Below are 16,751 nucleotides of genomic sequence, written 5' to 3' on the forward strand. Positions count from 1 at the left end.
AGGGTCTGGTCGAGGTCGGTCCGGGCGGCGGTGAGCGCGGCGAGGGCCGGAGCGGTGAGGCCGGCGGCCAGTGCGCCGCGCAGCAGGTTGCGGCGCTTCATCGGATCAACTCCATGGTGGCGTTCCGAGCTGAGAACGGCGGTGTCCTCCCAGGGTTGCGCAGCCAGTCCCAGGAAGGCACCGGGAATGCGCAGACCGCCAGAGATTCGCTCGACAGCGGCCAGCGCGGTGACAGCTGCGGTGCCCCGGGCGATCTGGCTGACGCGATCGGCTTTGAGCGCGCATGCTTCGGCGATCCGGTTGAAGGAGATCCCCGCGTCATGGGCCATGGCGAACACCGTGGTGAAGTCCCGCTCGCGCAGAGCCCCGACGAACGCCGGGTCGGCCAGCAGATGGCGCGGCACTTGAGCGGGTGACGGCGGTAAGTCGTCCACAAGTCCCCTGAATCGCGTGGAAGGACAGGCGTCAGTCCCCCGACCATACCCACCGTGGGGGCCCGTCACGGGGTTATCGCCAGCCCTTGCCGTGGCTGTACTGACGGGTGTCACGGCCGCGGCTGTCCGGGGTCCGGCCGACCGATCAGGAGGAGGGTCCTCATGCCCAGTCCCGTCCCGCCCTCGCCCGCCACGCCCGGGCCGCAGTCCGGCCGTCTGGTCCGTTCCCGGCAGCGGATCGTCGCCGCCCGCAACCGCAACGCCATCTCCTCGGACGGCGGCGGCACCGGCCGCAGCGACGGCAACGACTGACGATCGGGAGCCCCGACGCGATGACGGATCTGTCCATCGCGGCACGCCTGGGCGAGGACTTCCTCGCCCAGGCACTGCACCGCGAACGGCTCTATGTGCCGCGTGGTGTGTGGCACGCGGTCTCCGCCGACCAGGGCACCCGGTCCCTGCACGTCACCTGCGGCCTTCAGACCCACACCGCGACGTACCTGATGGCGTGGGTGTCCGAGCAGCTGCTCACGCACGAGGACTGACGCCGCGACCTGCCGCTGCACGCCGGGCCGGACGTCCAGGCCGACGCCGTGGACGGGATGCGCAAGCGGCTCGCCGAACTGATGGACGACCCGAGGCTGCTCGCCCGCTACCGGTCCGCGATGGACGGCCAGGCCGTCGGCCGCATGGTGCCAAGCCTGCCGTACATCGACGGCATCCCGGCGGACCCGTACCTGCGGGTGCGTCTGACCACCGCCCGCGCCGTGCTCGACGTCGGCGACGACGCCGCGACCCTGTCCGCCGCCGGAACCGTGTACGACTTCGCCCCCGAGGCAGAGGCGGTGCTGCGCCCGCTGGTCGACGGCCGCACCGTGGACCTGGCCACGCTCGCCGACACGGCCGGCCTCGCCCTGGAGGACGTCGCCGGGCTGATCCAGGAGCTCGTCGCAGGGCAGGCCGCCGTGGTGGGGAGCCTGCTATGACGGCACGACTCGCACTGGGCACCTACCGGTGCCGGGTGATCCCGGAGGCGGCTGCCTGTGCGGCCGCCTCCGGCGCGCACTGGATCGACACCGCCCCCAACTACGCTTCGGGCCGCGCCCAGGACTTGCTGGCTCCGGTCCTGGCCGCCCACCCGTCCCTGCGGGTCTCCACGAAAGCGGGGTACTTCACGGCGGCCACCGGCACCGACGCCGTGAACGCCGGTGTCCTCACCGAGGACCAGGCGGTGACCGGGCACAGCCTCGCCCCGGACTACGTGCGCTGGCAGATCCGCCGCAACCGTGAGCAGCTCGGACGTGAGCGGCTGGACCTGGTCCTGCTGCACAACCCGGAACGCGCACACCCCGGCGACCGTCTCGCCCTGCACCCGGCGATGCGGGACGCCTTCGTGATCCTGGATGAGGAGGTGGCGGCCGGGAACGTGGCCGGGTACGGGATCGCCACCTGGGCGGGTCTGGAAGAAGAAGCGCTCACGGTGGGGGAGATGCTCGCCCTGGCCGCCGAAGCCGTCGGCGGGCCGGAGCACCACCTGGTCGCGGTCCAGATGCCGGTCAGCCTGGTGATGATGACGCCGATCGTCCAAGCCCTGGACGGCCGGGGCCCGCTCCCGGCCGCCGCCGACGCGGGGCTGCGGGTGATGGCCTCCGCGCCGCTGCACGGCGGCGAGCTCCCCGGCATGGCAGACCAGGAGCTCGCCGACCTCATCCAGCCCGGCCTCACCCCCGCCCAGGCGTGCCTTCTCACCGTCGCGTCATGCCCCAGGAGTGACGGACGTCCTCATCGCCGCTTCCAGTACGCCACACTGGAGGGACGCGGCCGACGCCGTCGCCCAACCCTCCCTCGCCGCCAAGTTGCGGGAGATCACTCATGTACTCGCCTTCCCCTGACCCGGACACCGAACAGCGCATGCGCACCCACCACGCCCGCGCCGCGAAGGCCCTGGACGTCCGAGTCGAGCCGGACGGCGAGTTCTGGGGGTGGGCCGGACGCACCCTGGGCGCCCCGGCCCGCACCGCGGCCGGCGCCCCGGCGTGGCTACGGCTGGTGTCCGCACCGGCGGACAAGGCATCAGGGAAGCTGTGGGACGGCGCCCGGGCCGCACAGCACGCTTTCGGCGACCTCGACGGGCACCGGCCCGAGCTCCTGGCCGTGCACGACGCCGTCGACGACGGCACCGCCTACCGCGCGGAGCTGTCAGCCCGCCTCGACCAGCCCGTCCTGTCCGACGACCCGATCCTCCAGCACGACCTCCAGCTGCCCCGCTCCTGGTGGGCCGACCTGACCAAGACACTGGAGAAAGTGTCGGCAACCGTCACCGCCCGTGTCGCCGTACGTCAGCAGTACATGGACCGGGCCATCCCCGAATTCGTCGGCATCCCGACCCCCGCCGTGACCAACTGGACCACCGCCCACGCCGACCTGCACTGGGCGAACCTCACCAAGCCTCTGCGGCTTCTCGACTGGGAAGGCTGGGGGCAGGCCCCCGAGGGGTTCGACGCCGCCATGCTCTACGCCTACTCGCTGCTCCAGCCGGACGTCGCCGCCCGCGTCCGTGCAGCCTTCCCTGTCCTGGGCAGCCCGGCCGGGCTCGCCGCCGAAGCGAGCGTGTGCGCCCAACTGCTGCAGACCGTGGCCCGGGGTGACAACCTCACCCTCGAAGACCGGCTCCGGGAATGGTCCGGGGAACTCCGCCGTCGCTGAGTCCGCCAACCTCTCCACAACTGAAGGCCAGCCGACCGGGGCCGGCATACGACACGGGCCCGGCCCCAACAGAGTCGGAGGGCCGGGCCCGTGTCGTACGCGTAGCCGAAGACTGCCACGGTTCTTCGCGGCTCCTGCGCGCGGGCGGCTAGCTGGCCGCGCACGGAAACCGGGTTCACCAGGTGTCCGTCCCGCAGGCCAAGGCGTCAGGGAAGCTGTGGGACGGCGCCCGGGCCGCACAGCACGCTTTCGGCGACCTCAACGGGCACCTCCCCGAGCTCCTTGCCGTGCACGATGCTGTCGACGACGGCACCGCCTACCGGGCGGAGCTGTCAGCCCGCGTCGACCAGCCCCTCCTGTTCTACGACCCGATCCTCCAGCACCACGTGCAGCTGCCCGGCTAGGTTCTGTCTCTTTGGTCAGCGTCGGGTCCAGATGAGGATGCCTGCGAGGTGGAGTGCGGCCTGGTAGGCGATTGCCAGTTTGTCGGTTCGTGTGGCCAGGCCGCGCCACTGCTTGAAGCGGTTGATGCACCGCTCGACGGTGTTCCGCTGCTTGTAAGCCTCGCGGTCGAAGCCGGGCGGGCGGCCACCGAGTCGGCCTCGCCGCAGGCGGTGGCCGACTTGGTCGGACGGCTGCGGGATGACCGCGCGGATACGCCGGCGCCGCAAGTGGCTGCGGATGGCACGTGAGGAATACGCGCGGTCGGCCAGAACGGCCACGGGCCGGGTCCGGGGCCTACCGGGGCCAGCGCGGGGCACGCGGATGCGGGACATCACCGTCTCGAAGGCGGGCGCGTCACCCGCCTGGCCTGCGGTGACGACGAAGGCGAGGGGCCGTGCGTGGCCATCTGCGGCCGGGTGGACCTTGGTGCTCAGCCCGCCGCGGGAGCGTCCGAGCGTGTGATTGGCCGGCTCGCCGCGGTGGGCCGCCCCTTTTTGAGCGCTCCGGCGGTGTGCTGGTGAGCCCGGACGACCGTGGAGTCCACTGACACCGTCCAGTCGATGTCGTCATCGGCGTCCGCCGCCGCCAGGACGGCGGCAAGGATCATCTCCCAGGTGCCGTCGATGGCCCATCTGATCAGCCGTTTGTGGGCGGTCTGGAATGAGCCGAGCTCGTCGGGTAGGTCCCGCCATGGCGAGTTGGTGCGGTATTTCCACGCGATGGCCTCAAGCGTGCGGCGATGGTCTGCCCACCGCCTGCCGCGGGCCGGATCGGCCGGCATGAGCGGCGCGATCCGGTCCCACATCGCATCAGTGATCACTAATCGGACAGGCACATCTGATCAACTGACCAACCCATCAAAGAGACACGCGCTAGCCCGAAGGCGGAGGTGGGGGGGACAGGTACCGTGCTTCCAGGCGGGCGGATGGCGGCGACGCCGGTGCAGAAGTGGGACTGCGCACCGTGGGCGTGCTGACGACGGGAGTGTCATGGGAGTCGCGACGGCGACGGTCCGCGCGGTGAACGAGTTGACCGCGCGGTGGGCGGGTGTGCCGGAGGGCGGCACGGTGTTCTCGGCGGCGGGTGTGTGGCCGCTGCTGGCCCACCTGGCGGACGGGGCCGCGGGCGAGGCGCGGACAGAACTGGCGGAGGCTCTCGGGATCGACGCCGGGCAGGCAGCCGGCGCCGCACGCGAGTTGCTTGCCGCGATGGGCGCCATGCGAGGTCTGGACACGGCGCTGGGGCTGTGGACGCAGCGCACGCTGGAGCTGCGGGAGGAGTGGGAGGCGGGCCTGTCGGCCGACGTCCACGGGGTGCTCACCGGGGACCGCGCGGCCGACCATCGAGCGCTGGACGCGTGGACGGCGAAGCGTACCGGTGGGCTGATCGACCGTATGCCGGTCACGCTGACCGAGGACTCGGAGATGGTGCTGGCGAGTGCGCTGACCATGCGCACACAGTGGCTGAGCCCGTTCACCGAGGTGCCGTTGGAGACGGCGTACGAGCCCTGGGCCGCCGAACCGAGGCTGGGGCTGCAGCGCTCAAGTGCCGTACTGGACCGGATCGGGGTGGCGGACACACCCGGCGGACACGTCACCGAACTGAAGGTGCTGGGGAACAACGCCCTGGACGTGCACCTGCTGCTCGGCGAGGAGAACATGAAGCCGCGGCAGGTGCTGGAAGCCGGGGTCGGCATCCTCGCGGGCCGGTACCCGGTCGTGCCGGGACCGCTGTTGCCCTATGGGGACGTCGGCCCCGGCCTGCGCGTGGAGAAGCTGCGCAACACCCGGCCCGAGCCGCCGTGGCTGGAGGTGACGACCGTTGCGTACGACATGAACGCGAGCCACGATCTGCTGAAGCTGCACCGGTTGTTCGGTCTCACGACGGCTCGGGACCGTTCGCGCGGACACTTCCCCGGCATCAGCGGCTTCCCGCTCGCCATCGGGTCGGCCGAGCAGAACACACGGGCCAAGTTCGGCGCGTCGGGTTTTGAGGCTGCCGCGGTGACGGCGTTCAGCGCGGTCGCCGGGGGCCTACCCGACCTCCGCTACGTCACCACCCGGATCAGTGCCGTCTTCGACCGGCCTTTCGGCTTCCTCGCCCTGCATCGCCACACGCGCTTGGTGCTGACAGCGGGCTGGGTCACGGACCCCCTGCCGTGCCCCGAGTACGGCTGGGAGGACGAGGGAGTGCTCTGAGGACCCTTCTGGACGAAGGGCGGATCAACATGCGCGGGAGCCCCTCTCAACAATTACTTGGCTAGCCACATAAACGGTGCTACGTTTATGTGGTCGGCCACAGAATGTGGTCGGTGTGGCATCTCACTCCGAGGAGAGCAGTCATGAAGGCCATCGTTTTCGACACGTTCGGCGGCACCGAGGTCCTGCACGAGGCGGACATCGACGTTCCCCAGCCCGGCCCCGGCCAGGTCCGGGTTCGCGTGCGGGCCGTCGGCGTCAACCCGGTGGACGGCAAGATCCGGTCCGGCGGGATGGAGGCCATCTTCCCGACCACGCTGCCCGCCGTGCCCGGTGGGGAGATCGCCGGTGTGGTCGACGCCGTCGGCGAGGGCGTCGACCACCTGAAGGAGGGGGACGAGGTGCTGGGCTGGTCCGACACCGGCAGACACCCCGGTGTAGTCACCCGGCACTGCAGCCGCCCTCGCGGCGCGCCCGGAGGCCGGGTGCCGCTGCGAAGGCTTTCCGGGTTAGCGGCCGCTCCAATGGGTGGCGCCGGGGATGGGTGCGGCGAGGCACCGGCGGGCGGGTGAGGGCGGGGGGATGCGCGCGGAGCCGAGTGCGTCCTTGAAGGCGGCCAGGAGTTCCTCGACACGCGTGATGGCCGGCGGTGGACCTTCGCTGACGGGCGGTTTGCTGGGGGGTGTGCTGGCGGCGGTGTCGGGTGTGGCTGCAGGTTGTGCTGTGGCTTCGGCTTCCCACAGCGGTAAGAAGTAGGCGGGTTCGCCGTCCAGGAGCTGGATGAGGCGATGGACGTCTTCCCAGTCGCCGGTGGCCGTGCCGTTGAGCAGGGCGGCAATGTGGTCCTGATCGAGTTCGTTGCCGCTGGTGACGGCGATGGCCCAGGGAGTGGGACTGCCTGCACGCTGGTGCAGGAAGCGCAGGGCGGAGGCGAGTGATGTGGGCCTGGGCTGACTTTCGCGTCGGGCACTGGATGCCTTCCAGACGCGGCGCAGGACTTCCGGGTCTGCGCCGCACGCGCGGGCGAGCACTGCGAGTTTCTTCCAGGCGGGTAAGCGCTCGCCGTTCATCAGTCTGGAGAGGTAGCTGGCCGACAGGCCGGTGCGGCTGGCGAGGGTTCGGAGGCTGAGTCCGGAAGCACGCTGGAGGCTGCTGAGGACCGTGGCCAGGTCCTGTCCGGCAAGGGGGGAAAAGTAGGCCGCCGCAGTGCTCGGGGGTGGCGCGGTGGGTGACCGGCCGTCGCCGGCGCTGTCAGGGTCACGGGGCGGAACGGCGCCGGGGCGCGAGGCCGGGCGTGGCGATGGGGGCGCCGCCGGGACGGGGCGTGATGTGCGGCGGGTGGGCAGGGACCACTTCTTGCGCGCGGTGTCCTCTCCAATGCCGAGCACTGCGCCGATGCGTTCCCATGACGCGCCGCGCTGCTTGGGTGCGGGCCACCATGAGGGGCGTGAGGTGTTCGGCGAGGACCTGGAGGCGCACCATCTGCTCCAGGGGCGCGGACACGGGCGTCTCCGGCTGGTCGAGCGCATCCAGGATGCTGTGGGCTGCGCGAGCGATCTGGGTCAGCTGCATACGCAGGGCCTGGTCGAACTCCTCGGTGTCCGGCGGATCCGCAGCGGCCTGGCGCTGCCGGTGGGCTGCCTGGCGGCACTTGGTGCTGCAGTATTCGCCGGGCCGGCCGGTGGCTTGATGACGCCGCTGGGCGCCGCAGTGCTTGCAGGTGGGGTGCGAGAAAGTGTGCCCCATCGTGGCATTTTTCCTCTACCGGTGACTTTCCCGGGCGACGAAATGGGGATCGTCGCCCGGGATTTGTGACGGAGAGCGGTGTGGGAGCATCCGTTTCGTCGTGCGGATGCAGGTAGATCACGTCGCAGACCGAGGGGACGTCGGCCTGGGGATGATCAGGTCACAGGGGGCTCTCCGCGCCGGGCACGCCAAGTGATGACCGCCCACAACGCCACAGTGACCAGGGCGGTCACCAGCTCCACGGCGCCATTCGAGCCCGGTACGACGAGGAGGACCGGAGTGCCTGCCGCAGCGGGGGAATGCGGCACGGGCGGCGTGGTGACCGGTGTTGCCTCAGTGTTGACGGGCGTGTCGCCCCGGACTGCAGCTTTGTTATGGTCATGCGCGGAGCGACGCCAAAGGCGTTTGATCCCGCGCTCGAAGGGGGATCCAGACAAGGGCTCTCCTAGATCGAGATGCTGTGGGGCGCGAACCCGGGACCTGGAAAGCGCGGGAGGCACCGGTGAACACCACACCCCCTGCACAGCCTCGCCGTGCTACCGGGCATCTTGGCTGAGCACCAGTCCGGCGCACCCGCGCAGCCTGTCGGCCCGGGCCTCTCCGACGCAGTCGAGCGGCAGACCAGGACGATGCGGGAGCTGAGCCGGCGGGCGTTCCCGGAGTCGAGCACGGCCTCGGACAACCAGCTACTCCCGATCCAGGCGGCCCGCAACCAGCGTGGCCGCAAATCCGAGCACGTGCCGGGTGATGTACGGCTGGCCACTGAAGTCGACGGTGCGCGAGGCTCTCCGGTGGTGGTTGTCACTGCGTGGCGTGACGGACATGCGCTCGGCGCCGCTGCGGCGGTGACCGATGCGGGCCCCGGAGAACCGCCCGGGGCCCTGTCGTGCGGCCGGGCCATCGGCCCTCGCGCTCCATGGCCTCTGTCTCTCACGTCGCAAGGGGCAGCGGCAGGTCCAGCGAACCGCCGCGCAGGGTCGCCGAGGGCCGGTGACGCATGGTCCTGCTCGGCGCGAGGGGTCGCCGGGGTGGTGCCGTGTGCCGGGCCCTCACCCAGGAACTGGACTGGCTGCGCGGCTGCTCGGTGCCCCGGATCGCTGGGGTGGCCCGGACCGTCGCTGATGCCGGATGGACCGTGACCGACGTCAAAGCCTGGCTGCACTTCCGCAGCGAGGCGGCCCGGCCCTCCGGGGCTCGGATCTGCTCGCCGTGCTGCTGGCCGGTGCCGAGACGGTCCTCAACACCCCCAGAAGCGGGCCGCCGCGATCGAGCAGTGGCGCGGCGCCCAGGACGCGCTCGCCAAGGTCAGGGAGGTGGCGAATGGCGGCCGCCACCAGTATCAGGACGACGTCGCCGACGACCAGGCCACGCGGCGGCTTCCCCACCCAGCCAGGCCGGCGGCCTGCCACGCCGACTCGGTGCGCAGTACGGGCGGCAGTTCGCGCCCTGCCGCCCGTCCGAGCCGGTGGCTACGCTGCCGTGTATGTCGAAGCATCGTCAGTGGCCGGGCCCGAAGGGGCAGTCGTACGTTGCCGCGCCGGAGCTCCCGTCGTACGACCGGCCGCCGGCCTCGGACGTGACTATCGTGCGTCCCGACGGCACGCAGGAGACCCAGCCAGCCCTGGCCCCGAAGCTGTCCCGGGGCTCGTACGACCCCACCCGTCAGCCCCAAGAGGCGGGGAAGTCGGCGAAGAAGTGCACCAGCTGTGACGGAGCGTTCAAGGAAGGGCAGCGCAAGGAGCGCCGGTATGACTGTCCGTGCCCGCTGGGGAGAACGCCGTGGCGCTGTGCTGCTCCCCCCTCCACGGTTCCCCGGTCGCGCTGGCCAGGGAGTCGAGGAGCTCTCCGAAGGTGATCTTCTCGTCGTCGTAGTCGAAGGTCATGGCGGCGGCGAGTGCTTCCCACCGGTCGGTGCTGCGCCCGCAGTGGTCCAGCAGGATCTGCAGGGCGACTTCGGGTTCGTGGCGGGCGAGGATTTCGTCGGCGGGGATCTGGCGCAGGTGCTCCAGGGTGCGGTAGCGGGATTTCACGACGGCGCGGTAGACGTCCCGACGTGACCAGAGCCCTTCGGATTCCGGGGCATCGAGCCAGGACTGCAGCACGGCGGCCGGGTCGGGGTGACGGTCGAGCTCGTCGTCGGTGAGCAGCCGCAGCACGGCTTCGTTGGTGTCGGCCGGGGCGAGGGCGGCCGCGGCCGTGTGCAGCCAGTCGGGGACGTCGTTCTGGTGGCCGATCCAGGCGAGTTCGAGTGGGTGCAGCCCGGGGAGGGTGTCGGTGACCGCGGCGGGCGGGGTGTGCGGGTTGCCGGCGAGTGCGGTCAGCGCGGCGACGCGCCGGTGCTGGTAGTTGTGCTCCAGGAGACGGACCGGACTGAGCAGGTCAGTGTCGGCGGTGATGCGGGACAGGCGAGGGCTGGGCGGGGTGGAGACGACGGCGGGTTGTTCCAGCGTGGCCAGCAGCGCGCAGGCCTTGGCCAGGTGCGTGGGGTTGGTGCTGAGCAGGGCCAGGTCCTCGGCGATCGCGACGGCCCGATGCTTGTGGTCGTCGTTGCGCGGTGGGGTGAGCAGGCGGCCGCGGCGGACGCATTCGTCGGCGGCCGCCTGCAGCTGGGTGGCTGCGATGTCGGTGAGGCGGGGGTTGTAGCGGACCCGGTTGGCGATGTGGTGGAGCCGGTGGCGGGCGTTCACGCCCGGCTTGGGCAGGCCGGCCATCTCCGGCAGGCACAGGGCGGGCAGGCAGGCCCGCAGCAGGGCGGTGTCGAGAGCAGGCTCCGGCTCGGGCTGGTCGGCCGGGTCGTCGTCCGGGTCTGCGGTGAGGGAGGAGCTGCTGGACGCCATCATGCGGCTGCGGCGTGCCTCCACCTCGGCCTGGTCCAGCAGGAGGTGCTGGACGGCGGTGCCGAGGGTGGGGTGTTCGACCAGGTCGTGCCAGCGGTCGGGGCAGGTTGCGAGGATGCGCCAGGGAGCGCCTTCGCCGAACTCGTGGGGCAGGCCACGGTCGACACGTTGTGCGAACTGCCATTCCTCGTGCTGGGGGTCCTTCAGTAGCCGGGCGAGTGGGGTGAGGGCGTGCTCCAGGACGGCGTCGAAGAGCGCCGGAGGGATGGGTGGGGCCGGTTCGGCGTCCGGCCGGTACCGGTGGCGGCCTGGGTCCCAGTCGGTGACGACGTCCTCGAGGTCGGTGTCGTGCATGCCGGATAGCAGGCCGATCGCGGCGTTGACCTGGTCGGGGTGGCGGGCCAGGCCGATGACCAGGCCCGGCGTCGGGCGGTGGGTGCGCAGGATCGTCGGCAGGTCGCCGGCCACAACGACGCCCTGGCTGGCGAGTTCGGCGAGCTGCTTGTCGTCGGCCTGCTGGAGGAGTTGGCGGCGCAGTCTGGGGCGGGTGACGCGGCTGAGCAGGACGGGCAGAGCGTCCGCGAGGGCCTTGGCGCGGCGTTCCTCGCCGCGGCTGTCGACGCCGTAGGGGGTGAGGGAGGTCGCGCACAGCGCCTCGACCACCGTGGGGAGCGCCTCGTCCGGCAGTGCCTCGTTCACGGCGAGCTGCTGCCACAGCCAGTACGTCCCGGCGGTCACCATGCTCTCCGAACCCTCCCAGGCTGCGACCTTGTGTGACCGTATGGTCACTGCATTGCTGGGGGTGACGCTACGCGGTGACGGCCGCCCACCGGCCCGGAACGGTGAATTGCGCCGTCAGATCGCTCGGGGCGTAGGGGAAGGGACCCGGCCGGTCCGCTGCCGCGAGACCAGCCGGGCCGACCATCAGACGAGGTCGAGCTCGGCCAGCGTTGTGAGCCCGAGCGTCATGGAAGCAGCGAAGTTAGCAGCAGGCGACCACTGTGCGGTCGGCATCAACGACCCCGCGCAGATTGTATTTATTTGCCGGAAAGGTGCCGAACAACATGCGGCACAAGCGTTCCGTTTGCCGTAGGACAACTTGCGAATGCATAAAAATCACATCAATTTATGGTACCGAAGTGGGCCAAACCGATGCAAAGCTAACGATCTACAGGAGAAGCGATCTGCCCAAAATGCGGGCACAGTTAACAGGAAGCGCCCGACTCCCGGTCAGTGCTTTCTGTTTCGGTCGTTCAGGAAAGGGCGCGTAAGGTTCGGATAGCACCGGTATGTGCTGCAATTATCCAGTTTACTGAGTTAACAAGGCTTGAAGCAGCCAGAAGAGGTATGGCTGATTCCGTGCCGCATGGGAAGAAAGTTTCCGGGCATAGCGCGCTGACTTGTGTGCTTCTTGTGACAGGTTGTGAGGTCTCGGTGACCGTTGGGGTCGTCGGGTCTGACTTCCTGTGGGGGGAATTCATGTATCCACGTGCCTTCGGCACGTCTGGCAGACGTGGTCGCAAATCGTTGCGCTATGGGCTTGTTGCCGGACTGGCCACGCTGGCGCTGATCGCTCCGACATCGTCGGCATCTGCCGCGCCGACACCCGACGATCCGGGCCAGACCTCGGCGTGGGGTAAGAAGACCGACTTCCAGGTTCCGCCGGTCAAGGTCGGTACGAACAAACCGGTACCCGGGGAGGCCGAGCTCGAGCCGACAACGGAACAGGCTGCGTGGCGGGCGGAACAGAAGCAGCGCGCCCGCACCGGTGAGACCAACAACCCGTCCAAGGCGCCGTCGGCCTCAGCGCAGACCCAAGCGGCGACGACGGTGTACGTCCCGGAGGACCAGGGCGCGGTGCCCTGGCACAAATTCAGCGAGTTCCGGATCACCGACTCGCTGGTAGCGAGAATCAACCTCTCCACCGGCAACCTGATGCTCGCCGCCACCGACTTCGAGATAGCCGGCGTGGGGCAGAAACTGCGTCTGGCGCGGACCTACAACTCCTTCGACGCGCCGTGGGGCAAGGTGTCCCAGCGGTGGTGGCAGGAGTACGAGCGATACCTGCACCTCTTCACCAACGAGGTCGTTCTCTACGACGCCACCGGCGCCACCGTCCGATTCACCAAGAACGCCGACGGCACCTTCACCACGCCCAAGGGCTACTCGAAGGACCTGAAGAAGAACGCCGACGGCACCTACACCCTGACCGACCGCAAGTCCGGCTCGAAGGACACCTACGACGAGCACGGCACGCTCACCAAGGTGACGGACAAGAACAAGGGCGCCATCACCGTCGACCAGCACGACGAGGGTGCCGAGCACAAGGGCTTCAAGCTCACCGAGACCCGATCCGGACGCTGGGTCGACCTGGTCAAAACGGACGCGAGTCAGTGGCAGGCCAAAGACCACACCGGCCGCACCGCCGTCTTCGACCTCAATGCAGCCGGCGACCTGGCGAAGACCACGGACACCGAGGGCAAGGCGACCCTCTTCGGGTACGACTCCTCACAACGGCTGACGAAGATCACGACACCCGAGGGGCGCGTCACGGTCTTCGCCTACGACGACCGCAACCGTGTGCGGTCCATGCTGAGGGCCACCGACTTCAACGGCTCCGGCCACACCGGGCCCACCTACACCTACGCGTACTCCAACGCCGATCCCTCCGCAGCCGGAATCACGACGGTCACCGACCCCGAGCAGCACGCCACGAAGTACGAGCACAACGCCGACGGTGGCGTCACCAAGGTCACCGACGCTCTCAACCATTCGCGCAAGCAGACCTTCGATCCCAACCACAACATCGACACCGCTGAGGACGCCATGGGCGTCGGCGGTGCCACCGGGAACATCACGGACTACGGCTGGGACTCCCGCAACAACCCCACTTCGGCAAAGCTGCCCACCGGGGCCACCGCATCAATGACCGGGTACCAGACGATCTCCGGGGCAGACCTGCCCGGCACGCTCACCAGTGCCGACGGCGAGAAGACCGACTACACCTATGACACCGCGGGCAACACGAAGTCCGTCGCGGTCACGGGCACCGGCGGAGGCAAGCGGACCTTCGACTACAACCCGGCCACACCGACCTGCGGTGGTTTCGAAGGCCAGATCTGCAAGGCCACCACAGCCATGACGGCAACCAAGTCCGTCTCGACATCGTTCACTTACGACGCCAAGGGCAACCTGTCCAAGGTCACCCCGCCCGCCCCACTCGGCGCCACCACATACACCTATGACGCACAGGGCCGCCCCGAGACGGTCACCGACGGTCGCGGCATCAAGACGGTGTACCAGTACGACAACCGCGACCGCGTCATCCTGGTGTCCTCCACCAATGCCACCGTGCGCTACCACTACGACGGCGACGGCAACCTCAGGCAGCGCGACGACAGCACCGGCGTGACGGCCTACCAGTTCGACCCGCTCTCCCGGGAGACCATCCGCACGCTGCAGAACGGCTCGCAGACCATCCTCACCTACACCCCCGCAGGCAACGTCGACACCTACGAGGACCCGGCCGGTCTCACGGACTACACCTGGGACGAAGCCAACAGGCTCGTGGAGCTGAAGGACCCGACCGGCAAGACCACCACGTACAAGTACAACGCCAACGACTTCCGAACCACGACGACCTACCCCGGCGGAACGGTCCAGGAGATCACCCCGGACAAGTCCGGCCGACCTGAGAAGATCAAGGCGACCTCGCCCAAGGGCACCCTGGTCGACCTCGCCTACTCCTACTCCAACGCCGGTACGGACGGCACCAAGATCCGCACCCGCACCGACGCCGCCACCGGCCTCAAGACCACCTACACCTACGACAGCGCCGGCCGCTTCTCCTACGCCAAGGAGGAAAAGGGCACCACCCTCAACTCCTCCTGGCAGTACTGCTACGACCTAGCCGGCAACCTCACCAGCCAGGGCGTCGACCCCGGCTGCCCCCGCGGCACCACCTACACCATCAACGACGCCCAGCAGATCACCGCCAAGAACGGCTCCACCACCAACTGGTCCTACGACAAGATCGGCAACGAAACCGCCGGCGCCTCCACACCCGAGGGCACCCGCACCGGCGAGACCTGGTCCGACTACAGCCAGCTGACATCGCTCACCGTCGCCGGCAAGACCTACACCGGCCAGTACGGCTCCACCGACCAGAGCGAGCGCATCAAACTCGGCGACACCTTCTTCCACAACGGCCCCCTCGGCCTGTCGGCCAAGACCACGGCTGGAATCGACATGGGATTCAACCGGGAACCCGGGGGCACCTTGAACTCCATGACGACCGGGGGCAAGTCGTACTACTACCTCACCGACGCGATCGGATCCGTCGTCGCGCTCGCCGACGAGACCGGCACCAAGGTGAACAACTACGCCTACAGTCCCCGAGGCGTCGAGCGTGCCACTACCACCGAGAAGATCTCCCAGCCCTACCGGTTCGCCGGCGGCTTCCAGGACCCGACCGGCCTGTACCACTTCTCGGCCCGTTACTACGACCCCAACATCGGCCGCTTCACCAGCCCCGACCCCTCCGGCCGGGAAAAGAACCCCTACCTCTACGCCGAAGGCGACCCCGTCAACCGCATCGACCCCGACGGAACGCTGTCGTTCGGGCCAGCTCTGGACGCACTCTCACTCGGCAACGATGCAGCAACCGTGGGCAAGGCATGGAACGCAGCCCTAGACGGCGACTTCGGCAGGGCTGCCGGTATCACCTTCGGTCTGGCCTTCGGCAAAGCGGTTGAGGGAACCTGCATCGGCGTAGCCGGGGCTCTCACGGGAGGTACCGGAGCAGCGGTTGCCGCTGTCCCCTGCATGGTGGCCGGTGAGTATGCCGGCTCTTTCGCCGAAGAACAAACTGTTGAAGCCTGGTCATAGTTAGCCCGGCACGGGGCGGCGTCACCCAGCGCCGCCCCGTTTACATCGAGGAGAACTCGTGATTCCAATCGCCTCAGAAGGTAAAGGGTGGTGGATTCCCGAAGGGTGGGGACCATTCATCTTTATCGCCGCCGTCGCGTGCGTATTCGGAATTATCCTCTATTATCGAAAACAACAGAAGTGAGGCGTATCCGACGGCGAGTCGCTGCAATGCTTTTCGTGGCAGGGTGCGTCACAGGAGCAGGCATGGTGATCGCCCATATGCCTAGATATCTCGCTGTCATGTTCTCAAGCCTGCTGTTTCTGGGTTCCTTCCTTGCCCTCCGACATGACGAGCCGAATACGTAACTTGACTTCGCTCACTGACACCCGGAAGTGCGCCGGCGTCAGAGCGGCCTCAGCGGGCCGCTCAACGGTGTGCCGGCGTCCCTGAAGTCGCCGACTGCCTGTGATCACGTTGGCCGGTTCGGTCGTTGTGTGGATCAGTAAAGCCCTTCGCGGGATCGTGGATCGGAGACGGACGGCCGCCGCTGTGTCAATGGAAGGAGGTGGCACTGATCCTGAGCTGAGGGTCATGTGCCACCTCAGGGCGGCCGGGTCGCTGTGAAGATGTGGAGGTTGTGTATCAGTGCTGCATTTTTGAATCCTGCAGGAAAGGATCTTGGTTATCTGACTGCTGAGAGATTCTTGTATTCATGGGGGCAATGCTTGTCGAGGCAGTCATGGTTGCTGTCGCGCGTTGGTGCCAGAAGTGAGGCATGTCAATGAGAAACGAATCAAAGCCAATCCTGCGTATTCTGGCCTACTACCTCATTGGACTCGCGACGGTCATGGCTATATCGGTCATCGTCATGCTTGTGATGGGAGCCAGGCTCACAGGTATTCACGCGGCACCGTTGGTCGCGGCGGGTTTCGGTTTGCTATTGCTCCGCCATGCCAAAAGGCCCAGTTGAGTTCCAGTCAGTGAGCATTTTCAGCGTGACCATCTATCAGGTGACAGCTCCGGCGCCTCTGGCGTCAAGCACTTGCCGGGGAGGCAGTCAGTTGAAAGCGTCGGTCATGCAGTCCACCCGGCAGTCGGCAGCCTCATAGCGCTGCCGGAGGGCGGCAGCTGCTTCTTCGCGTTCCACAAAGCGGTACCCGTAGTGCTGGCGCGCCACCCTGGTCACGTCTCCGACCGTGACGATGGCCGGTTCGCCATGTGCAGCGCGTCGACGCGCTCCGGCGATTGCCATGTCCGCAGAGCGCAGCAGGTTTCTGGAACGATCCCGGATCACGGCTGCTTGGGCGCGTTTCGCCGAGAGGGGACGCAGGACACGTCCTCTCCAGAGGCAGCCGGCGGCGACAAGGATGAGACCGAGCGCTACGAACAGGAGTCCACCTGGGGCGTGAGGTCGCATCTATTTAGACGCCGTTTCTTATGGCGTGATCGCTCGTTGATCGGTGCATGACGGATCTCGTTGAGCGGTTGGTGCCGGACGAGTTGTGGGTCTTGTTCA

Annotated in this window: 12 protein-coding genes and 2 pseudogenes; 10 read left to right on the forward strand and 4 right to left on the reverse strand. The window is 68.4% G+C overall.

Features of this window, described 5'->3' with window-relative positions:
• Nucleotides 1–596: 596 nt before the first annotated feature.
• The 6 genes and pseudogenes from ACF07N_RS34725 to ACF07N_RS34750 all read left to right on the forward strand — a co-directional run bounded on the left by ACF07N_RS34725 (nucleotide 597) and on the right by ACF07N_RS34750 (nucleotide 3,544).
• Nucleotides 597–746, forward strand: a complete 150-nt coding sequence (locus tag ACF07N_RS34725) for a hypothetical protein (protein ID WP_392120704.1) — start codon at nucleotides 597–599, stop codon at nucleotides 744–746.
• A gap of 20 nt (nucleotides 747–766) precedes the next feature.
• The gene (locus ACF07N_RS34730) at nucleotides 767–979 is read left to right on the forward strand and encodes a JmjC domain-containing protein (protein WP_392120706.1); all 213 of its coding nucleotides are present in this window, start codon (nucleotides 767–769) and stop codon (nucleotides 977–979) included.
• A gap of 57 nt (nucleotides 980–1,036) precedes the next feature.
• A complete protein-coding gene (locus ACF07N_RS34735) occupies nucleotides 1,037–1,420 on the forward strand; it encodes a winged helix domain-containing protein (protein ID WP_392120725.1) in 384 nt (127 codons plus the stop codon).
• Nucleotides 1,417–2,064 (forward strand): annotated as a pseudogene (locus ACF07N_RS34740) (aldo/keto reductase); the annotation flags it as partial. The gene ACF07N_RS34735 and the pseudogene ACF07N_RS34740, both read left to right, overlap by 4 nt.
• A 242-nt stretch (nucleotides 2,065–2,306) precedes the next feature.
• Nucleotides 2,307–3,140 carry a hypothetical protein gene (locus tag ACF07N_RS34745; protein ID WP_392120708.1) on the forward strand — a complete coding sequence of 278 codons (834 nt, stop codon included), beginning with the start codon at nucleotides 2,307–2,309 and terminating at the stop codon, nucleotides 3,138–3,140.
• 182 nt (nucleotides 3,141–3,322) lie between these two features.
• The gene (locus ACF07N_RS34750; RefSeq protein ID WP_392120710.1) at nucleotides 3,323–3,544 is read left to right on the forward strand and encodes a hypothetical protein; all 222 of its coding nucleotides are present in this window, start codon (nucleotides 3,323–3,325) and stop codon (nucleotides 3,542–3,544) included.
• 15 nt (nucleotides 3,545–3,559) lie between these two features.
• On the opposite strand, the gene ACF07N_RS34755 is transcribed toward ACF07N_RS34750, so the two are convergent.
• A protein-coding gene (locus ACF07N_RS34755) for an IS5 family transposase (RefSeq protein WP_392120727.1) occupies nucleotides 3,560–4,389 on the reverse strand; the annotation gives its coding sequence in 2 pieces (ribosomal slippage) (nucleotides 3,560–4,050 and nucleotides 4,050–4,389; 831 coding nt in all).
• A gap of 184 nt (nucleotides 4,390–4,573) precedes the next feature.
• Here ACF07N_RS34755 and ACF07N_RS34760 point away from each other — a divergent pair.
• Complete coding sequence (locus ACF07N_RS34760) at nucleotides 4,574–5,782, forward strand: serpin family protein (RefSeq protein ID WP_392120711.1); 1,209 nt, start codon at nucleotides 4,574–4,576, stop codon at nucleotides 5,780–5,782.
• 143 nt (nucleotides 5,783–5,925) lie between these two features.
• Nucleotides 5,926–6,213, forward strand: a pseudogene (locus ACF07N_RS34765) (alcohol dehydrogenase catalytic domain-containing protein); the annotation flags it as partial.
• A gap of 78 nt (nucleotides 6,214–6,291) precedes the next feature.
• Here ACF07N_RS34765 and ACF07N_RS34770 read toward each other — a convergent pair.
• A complete protein-coding gene (locus ACF07N_RS34770) occupies nucleotides 6,292–7,311 on the reverse strand; it encodes a helix-turn-helix domain-containing protein (protein ID WP_392120713.1) in 1,020 nt (339 codons plus the stop codon).
• Between ACF07N_RS34770 and ACF07N_RS34775 the strand changes: the two genes are divergently transcribed.
• Nucleotides 7,235–7,597, forward strand: a complete 363-nt coding sequence (locus ACF07N_RS34775) for a hypothetical protein (protein WP_392120729.1) — start codon at nucleotides 7,235–7,237, stop codon at nucleotides 7,595–7,597. The genes ACF07N_RS34770 and ACF07N_RS34775 overlap by 77 nt on opposite strands.
• A 1,649-nt stretch (nucleotides 7,598–9,246) precedes the next feature.
• On the opposite strand, the gene ACF07N_RS34780 is transcribed toward ACF07N_RS34775, so the two are convergent.
• Nucleotides 9,247–11,106, reverse strand: coding sequence for a hypothetical protein (locus ACF07N_RS34780; RefSeq protein ID WP_392120715.1), 1,860 nt, complete (start codon nucleotides 11,104–11,106; stop codon nucleotides 9,247–9,249).
• Between the two features lie 738 nt (nucleotides 11,107–11,844).
• Between ACF07N_RS34780 and ACF07N_RS34785 the strand changes: the two genes are divergently transcribed.
• Nucleotides 11,845–15,252, forward strand: coding sequence for an RHS repeat-associated core domain-containing protein (locus ACF07N_RS34785; protein ID WP_392120717.1), 3,408 nt, complete (start codon nucleotides 11,845–11,847; stop codon nucleotides 15,250–15,252).
• Nucleotides 15,253–16,292: 1,040 nt separating this feature from the next.
• On the opposite strand, the gene ACF07N_RS34790 is transcribed toward ACF07N_RS34785, so the two are convergent.
• A complete protein-coding gene (locus ACF07N_RS34790) occupies nucleotides 16,293–16,487 on the reverse strand; it encodes a hypothetical protein (protein ID WP_390947183.1) in 195 nt (64 codons plus the stop codon).
• Between the last annotated feature and the right edge of the window lie 264 nt (nucleotides 16,488–16,751).

The sequence above is a fragment of the Streptomyces sp. NPDC015242 genome, from assembly GCF_043079125.1.
Classification (GTDB): domain Bacteria; phylum Actinomycetota; class Actinomycetes; order Streptomycetales; family Streptomycetaceae; genus Streptomyces.

Coding starts and splice junctions, on each gene's coding strand:
- ACF07N_RS34725 (WP_392120704.1), top strand. CDS start 597: ATGCCCAGTCCCGTCCCGCCCTCGCCCGCCACGCCCGGGCCGCAGTCC.
- ACF07N_RS34730 (WP_392120706.1), top strand. CDS start 767: ATGACGGATCTGTCCATCGCGGCACGCCTGGGCGAGGACTTCCTCGCC.
- ACF07N_RS34735 (WP_392120725.1), top strand. CDS start 1,037: ATGCGCAAGCGGCTCGCCGAACTGATGGACGACCCGAGGCTGCTCGCC.
- ACF07N_RS34745 (WP_392120708.1), top strand. CDS start 2,307: ATGTACTCGCCTTCCCCTGACCCGGACACCGAACAGCGCATGCGCACC.
- ACF07N_RS34760 (WP_392120711.1), top strand. CDS start 4,574: ATGGGAGTCGCGACGGCGACGGTCCGCGCGGTGAACGAGTTGACCGCG.
- ACF07N_RS34770 (WP_392120713.1), bottom strand. CDS start 7,311: ATGCGCTCGACCAGCCGGAGACGCCCGTGTCCGCGCCCCTGGAGCAGA.
- ACF07N_RS34780 (WP_392120715.1), bottom strand. CDS start 11,106: ATGGTGACCGCCGGGACGTACTGGCTGTGGCAGCAGCTCGCCGTGAAC.
- ACF07N_RS34785 (WP_392120717.1), top strand. CDS start 11,845: ATGTATCCACGTGCCTTCGGCACGTCTGGCAGACGTGGTCGCAAATCG.
- ACF07N_RS34790 (WP_390947183.1), bottom strand. CDS start 16,487: ATGGCAATCGCCGGAGCGCGTCGACGCGCTGCACATGGCGAACCGGCC.